Raw genomic sequence first — 6061 nt, 5'->3', positions numbered from 1 at the left:
TCAGCGGAGGGAACGGCTGACCGGGGGAGCCCGGGTCCGCCGCGGCGGGCACTCGCCCGCCCCGCTTCCCCCAACCCCCGTGCACCGCCCACCCCACCACGGTGCCGGGCAGGACCGGCCGTTGGGCCGCCCTGCCCGCCCCCGTTCGCTCAGTCGTCCCGGTCCGTGAAGGACGCGTACTGCTCCGGATGACGCAGCAGCGCGCCGATATGGGCGGCGGCCGTCGACAGGCGGCGGCGGGACTCCTTCAGCTGCCCGGCCGTGACGCCGTGATCGCGTGCGGCGTCCCGCAGATCGTCGCGGAAGCGGTCCAGCAGCCGGTCGAAGTCGCGGGCCGGGTCGTCGCCGGCCGGTTCCTCCGCCCACTCCGGGGCCGGCGGAGCCTCCGACGCCGGGCCCTCCCCGGCGTCCTCCTCGGCCAGGTCGACGCGCTCGACCGTCACCCGGGTCCCGTTGTCCGCGCCGCCCCGCCCGGCCCCGTCCGGCTCGCCGCCCCGCCCGGTGCCGGACGGGCCCGCGGTGAAGCGGCCGACCTCGCGGGACACCTCGGACAGCGCCTCGCGCACCGCGCCCGACCAGTCGCCCGACCGCACCGCCCCCTGGGTCTGCTCTTGTACGCGCTTGATGACCCGCTGGACCTCCTCGCGCGCGAACACCTGGGCGTCCCTGGCCTGCTTACGGGCCCGCTGGGCGTCCTGCCTGGCGCGCCGGCTCTCCTCCTTGGCCCGCCGGGCCTGCTCCTTCCACTCCTCCCTGGCGCGCCGGAACTCCTCCTTCGCCTGCCGCCAGGACTCCTTGTCACCGAACGCGGCGTCGAAGTAGCCGGAGGCCTCCGGGACGGGCCGCCCGGCCGCGTGCTGCCGGGCGTCCGTCGTCCCGTCGCCGTTCCGGCCGGCCTTCCCGGCCCTTCCCGCGTCCTTGCGGGCCTGCTGGGCGGCCTCCCGGATCTCGCGGCGCAGATCCCGCGCCGAGCCGCTCACGTCCTCCCGGATGTCGGAGGCCAGCGCGGCGACCGACTCCCGGATCTCCAGTTCGAGATCCGCCAACTCGCCCCCGCGGTCGGCGAGTTCGGCCCTTCCGGCGTCGGTGATCGAGTAGACCTTGCGGCCGCCCTCGGTCGCATGCGTCACCAGGCCCTCGGCCTCCAGCTTGGCCAGCCGCGGGTAGACCGTGCCGGCAGAGGGGGCGTAGAGGCCCTGGAAGCGTTCCTCCAGGAGGCGGATGATCTCGTAGCCGTGCCGCGGGGCCTCGTCCAGCAGCTTGAGGAGGTAGAGGCGGAGGCGGCCATGGGCGAAGACGGGGGGCATGCTCAGAGCACCTTCTTCCCGGCGGGCGGGTCGGTGGGGGAGTCCTCGTGCGGACCGGGGGCGTCACCGGGGGCGCCGGGCCGGCTGCCCTCGTCCTCGAAGGAGGGGCGGCGCAGCAGGGCCAGAGCGCCGGAGAGGGTGGTGACCCTGAGCCTGCCGGTGCCCGCGCCCAGCGAGCCGGTGATCTTCTTCGCGCCCCACTGGCCGCTGACCCGCAGATCGTCGAAGGCGTTGGAGATCGTGCCGCTCGTGGTGTTGGCCTCGACCTTGGTGTCGGTCGGGTCGGGCAGCCGGATGGCGACTTCCCCGGAGACCGTCGTCAGGGTGATGTCGGCGCCCGTGGCGGGGTCCAGGTCGAGAACCATGTCGCCGCTGACGGAGTCGGCGTGCACCGCACCGCCCGCGCCGTCGATGACGGTCAGATCCCCCGAGACGGAGTTGAACCGCAGATCGCCGGTGACCGACTGCACCTCGACATTGCCGGAGACGGTGTCGGCCCGCACCCTGCCGGTCAGCCCGACGAGCGTGCTGTCACCGGAGACACCGCGGACGTCCGTCCGCCCCGAGATACCGGAGACCACCGCGCTGGCGCCGATCACACCGACCTCGACGCGGGTGCCGGCCGGCACGGTCACCGACACCACCGCGCTGCGGTTCCACCCCTTGCGGTCGAGGAACTTCAAGAAGCCCTTCCAGGGGAGGTCCTCATAGGCGAGCGACAGGGTGCCGTCCTTGCACGAGACGGTCAGCGGCGGGCCGTGCAGCTCGCTGATCTCCAGGCGGGCCGGGCCGCCGTCCGTGGTGCCGACGACATTGACGGTGCCGTTGACCACGCGCACGTTCAAGGCGTCGAGCGGGTCGGTGATCTCCAGCGTGCGTGGTTCGGCCACCTGCATCGGATTCTGCGACCACTCGGTCCGGGCTGACATTCCTGGCCTCCCCTGGATAGCCGTACAACGCAACATATCGCGTCTCCTGTAGACACGATATATCGCGGATTGCGGAAGTCAAGCGCCCCTGTCCCGGAGCTTGCCCCTATGTGCCGGCGATGCGTCCCCTAGGGCGTGCCCGCACAGTCCCGTCGTCCGCCCGCAGGCCGGGCGGGACTGTGCGGACATGCCCTGGGCGTCTGCGGCGGACGGCAGCCTTCTGCGGCCGGACGGCGGCCCGTTGTCGTCCGCTCGTCCGGCACCTGCCTGCCGTGGGACGGACGGCCCTGCCTCGGCCTACTCGTCCTCGTCCTCGTCGTCCAGGCGGGCCAGCCAGGTGGCCAGCCGTTCCACCGGTACCTCGAAGTCCGGGTTCAGGTCGACGAACGTACGCAGCTGATCGGCCACCCACCCGAGGGTGACCTCCTCCTCGCCGCGCCGGTTCTCCAGTTCCTCGATGCCACGGTCAGTGAAATACACGCGCTCTCCACCAGGGGTCATGGGTCATTCCCGGCCAGGATAGGCAGGCTCACGGACCTCTCGCGCCACAGGCGGCCGAGGGCTAGCCTGATCACCTGTCAACGGTCCTGCGGCAATGGGGGAATTGCCGCCCACGGGGAGCAGGAGGCCGTGATGCAAGATCGCGCGCAGCGGATCGAGCTGCCCGACGGTACGGAGGTCTGGGCCAGGGTCTCCCGGCTCGACGCCCCAGGGCTCGACGGGCCGGACGACGCGGACGGGACCGACGGCGAATTCGAGGACGTCGGCGCCTGGGACGCGCTCGGCGCCCGGGTCGAGGGGCTTCGCGAGGTGATCGGCGGAGTCGCCGCCAGCGTCCGCCAGGCCGCCGAGCGGGTTGCGCCGCACGAGACCAGTGTGACCTTCGGCGTGGAACTGTCGGCCAAGCCGGGCAAGGCCGTCGCCCTGCTCGCGGACGGCGAGGCGAAGGCCAATCTCTCCGTCACGCTCACCTGGCGGCGCGAGGACGGGACGCCGTCGGCGGCGGAGCCGCACGGGGGGCGTGCGGCCGGCCGCCGGGAGCCGGATGATGCGAGCCGCTGATGACGACTTCCGAGGGTCGCGCCACCGGCCGCGGTGACCGCGCCCACTACGCACAGCTCCTCGACCACGCCGGACGCACCACCGTCGGCCTGCGCGCCGCGCCGGGCGCGACCGCGGGACGGCTGTGGGGCAGCGGGGTGCTGATTGCCCCGGGATGGGTGCTGACCTGCGCTCATGTACTCGCGGCGAGTGACGGGCGGCGCCGCGGCACGGGCCCGGACGGGGTCATCGGGGTCGCGCTCGGCGGGCGGGTGGTGCCCGCGCTGCCCACGTACGACCTGAGCCGGCCCGACCCGCACGCCGGCCCCGGCGCCGCCCGCGCCGACCTCGCCCTTCTCCGGCTGCTCGACCCGGAGGTCGAGCACCCCTGCGCCTGGCTCAGCGACCAGCCGGCGACGCTCCTGGAGGACGCCTATATCTTCCGTGGGCACGACCAGCCGGGCGGGGGAGCGGACGGGGACGGAGACGCGGACGGGCGCGGGCACCACGGGCACGGTGGCACGCGCGGGGGCGCGGCCGCGGCCGGGGGCCGGTCCGGGAAACGCGTAGTACGTGAGTCATCTGACGGCGGCGGCGCAGGGAACGAGGGTGCGGAACGCGACGTGCACGGACCGGGCGACGGGCGCGGACTGCGCGAGCCCGGCGAGGGGCACGGCATCCATGGACCGGACGGCGGGCCCGGCGGGAGTGGGCCGGGTGACGGGCGTGGGCCGGCCGAGGGCCGTGGTGTGCACGGCGCTCCCGCCGCCCCGCGGGCTCCCGTCACCCCCGCCGCCCCGCGGGCTCCCGTCACCCCCGTCGACCCTTTCATCGCGGTCCGCTTCGGTGCCCGCGACGCCCGGGGGCTGCAGTTCGGCAGCGATGTGCGGGTCACACCCGGCGCCTCCGGCGGGCCGCTGATCGACTGCGACCGCGGCGAGGTGGTCGGCATCGTCAAGGGCCGCCATCAGCAGGACCACGTCGGGCTCGCGGTGCCGGTCACCGCGCTGCGCGGGCTGGGCCCCGAACACCTGATTCCGGGCGCCGAAGGCCTGGGTCCCGAGCCGTATCACGCGCTGATGAGCCTGCACGACCGCTGGCACTGGGCCGGTCAGGACCTCGGCCGCACCACCGGGCCCACCTGGTTCGACGCCCAGCACGCGATCATGTCGGGCCGGGGCCGCCTGTGGGGCGTACAGGAGCGGCTGCAGGCGCTGGACCTGCTCGCCCGTCTGCCCGCACCCCGCGATCCGCTGGTCGTGGAGGCCGCGGTCGGCGAGGTGCTGGAGCGCGGGGACCGGCCCGGGGCCTGGTCGCTGCGTAGTTGGCGGGACGGCCACGGCGCGCTCTACCAGGGCAGCGACCCGTACACCGAGCTGCGTGCCTTTGTGCACTATCTGCGGATCGTGGCGCAGCTGACCGCCGACGAGGTGCGCGACGTACCCGGCGAGCAGGCCGCGGCGGTGCGCGAACAGGCGACCCGCCTCGCGGAGTTCGTCCAGGCCAAGGCGGTGGTGCTGCAGCCCCAGGACCGCCGCAGGATCGGACCGGTACGCCGCAGCCCGCGCTCCGTACTCGTCGAGTTCGAGCCGCTGTTCTACGACGAAGGCGGCCAGGAGCTGTTCAACTGGTCGGTCAGCGAGGGCTACGGACAGGGGCAGTGGCTGCGGGTGGACGTCCAGGAGTCGGCCGGCGGGGTGCCGTTCGAGCAGGCGCGGGAGCAGGTGCTGCGACAGCTCGGCGGGCGGCTGCTGCGGGCCGACGGTGACGCCGGGCCGGGTGCCCGGGTACGCCTGGAGGTCGCCGTCCCCGAAGGCCACTGGCACACCGCCGCGGGCCAGTGGGAGGTCGCGGCCTCGACCCGGCGCACCGCCCGGCTGCGGCCGGTGGGCCCCGGGCGCGCCGTGATCCTGCGCGACCAGGGACGGCGCGAGCAGGTCGACCCGGCCTGGCTGCGCCGCTGGCAGGGCCTGGCCGCCACCCGTGAACTGCAGGCACTGCGCATTGCGCCGCGCACGGGCGACGGCGCCCGGCCAGGCTCCGCCGAGGCGATCTGGCGGCTGCTGGAGACGGCCGGCGAGGGCGCGCTGCCCGCGCTGTGCCATACGGTCGCCGACGGGTTCGGGCGGGATGCGGTCGGTGTCGTCCTGGACACCGGCTTCCCCGCCGGACTGTGGCCGGCCGGCGGCCACGGCGAGGAGCGGGACTGCGATGCCGGATGCGAGGAATTCCACCGCGGGGTACGGGAGTTGCTCCAGGGCTCGGGCGGGGTGGCCCGGCTCCCCGAGCTGGTACGGCAGCTGCGCGCCAAGGCCGCCGAGGCCGCCGAGGAGGGCGCGCACTGGGCCCGCGATCTGGTGCTCCTCTACGACGACCCGGAGGACCCGATTCCGCCGCTCTTCACGGACCGCCCCCAGCTGTCCCCGCGATGAGCGGAGCCCGGAGCCGCCCCCTCGACGGTCCGGGCGCCGCGCACGCCCCCCTGCGCCTCGCACGCGCCCGGTGCCCACCCCGGCCGCTTCCGCCCCTCGTGCGGCAAGTCGCGCCCCGTACAGGGCACTTGGCCGCCCGTGATGCCCCGGTGGGAGACCGGAAACCGCCCCGTGCGCTTCCGTCCGGCTGGGTACTGTCATAGCGTCGTGGAAGACTTGTGCGTGATGGCGCGAGTGCGTGATTGCGGGTGGCGGACGTGGGGGAGGCCGGGGTGGACGATGCCGACGCCTCCGGTGATCCGCCATGACCATCGCTCCTGACCGAGGCCTGGCCGGCGACGAGGAGTTCCGA

5 protein-coding genes are annotated in these 6061 nt (G+C 74.5%); 2 read left to right on the top strand and 3 right to left on the bottom strand.

The genetic code is table 11. The features are described from left to right. Positions 1-149 precede the first annotated feature (149 nt). The 3 genes from ACGFWI_RS27620 to ACGFWI_RS27610 all read right to left on the bottom strand — a co-directional run bounded on the left by ACGFWI_RS27620 (position 150) and on the right by ACGFWI_RS27610 (position 2716). The gene (locus ACGFWI_RS27620; protein WP_393908734.1) at positions 150-1307 is read right to left on the bottom strand and encodes a helix-turn-helix transcriptional regulator; all 1158 of its coding nucleotides are present in this window, start codon (positions 1305-1307) and stop codon (positions 150-152) included. 2 nt (positions 1308-1309) lie between these two features. After that, positions 1310-2236, bottom strand: coding sequence for a DUF4097 domain-containing protein (locus ACGFWI_RS27615; protein ID WP_393908733.1), 927 nt, complete (start codon positions 2234-2236; stop codon positions 1310-1312). Positions 2237-2533: 297 nt separating this feature from the next. Next, positions 2534-2716, bottom strand: coding sequence for a DUF6104 family protein (locus ACGFWI_RS27610; protein WP_030081126.1), 183 nt, complete (start codon positions 2714-2716; stop codon positions 2534-2536). A gap of 153 nt (positions 2717-2869) precedes the next feature. Between ACGFWI_RS27610 and ACGFWI_RS27605 the strand changes: the two genes are divergently transcribed. Further along, positions 2870-3298 carry a CU044_2847 family protein gene (locus tag ACGFWI_RS27605; RefSeq protein ID WP_393908732.1) on the top strand — a complete coding sequence of 143 codons (429 nt, stop codon included), beginning with the start codon at positions 2870-2872 and terminating at the stop codon, positions 3296-3298. After that, positions 3298-5709, top strand: a complete 2412-nt coding sequence (locus tag ACGFWI_RS27600) for a trypsin-like peptidase domain-containing protein (RefSeq protein WP_393908731.1) — start codon at positions 3298-3300, stop codon at positions 5707-5709. The genes ACGFWI_RS27605 and ACGFWI_RS27600 overlap by 1 nt, the downstream gene beginning before the upstream one ends. Positions 5710-6061 lie beyond the last annotated feature (352 nt).

The sequence above is a fragment of the Streptomyces sp. NPDC048434 genome, from assembly GCF_043200375.1.
In the GTDB taxonomy this organism is placed as follows: domain Bacteria; phylum Actinomycetota; class Actinomycetes; order Streptomycetales; family Streptomycetaceae; genus Streptomyces.
The sequence above is the reverse complement of the archived record's forward strand: the minus strand, read 5'-3'. Positions and strand labels throughout refer to the sequence as shown.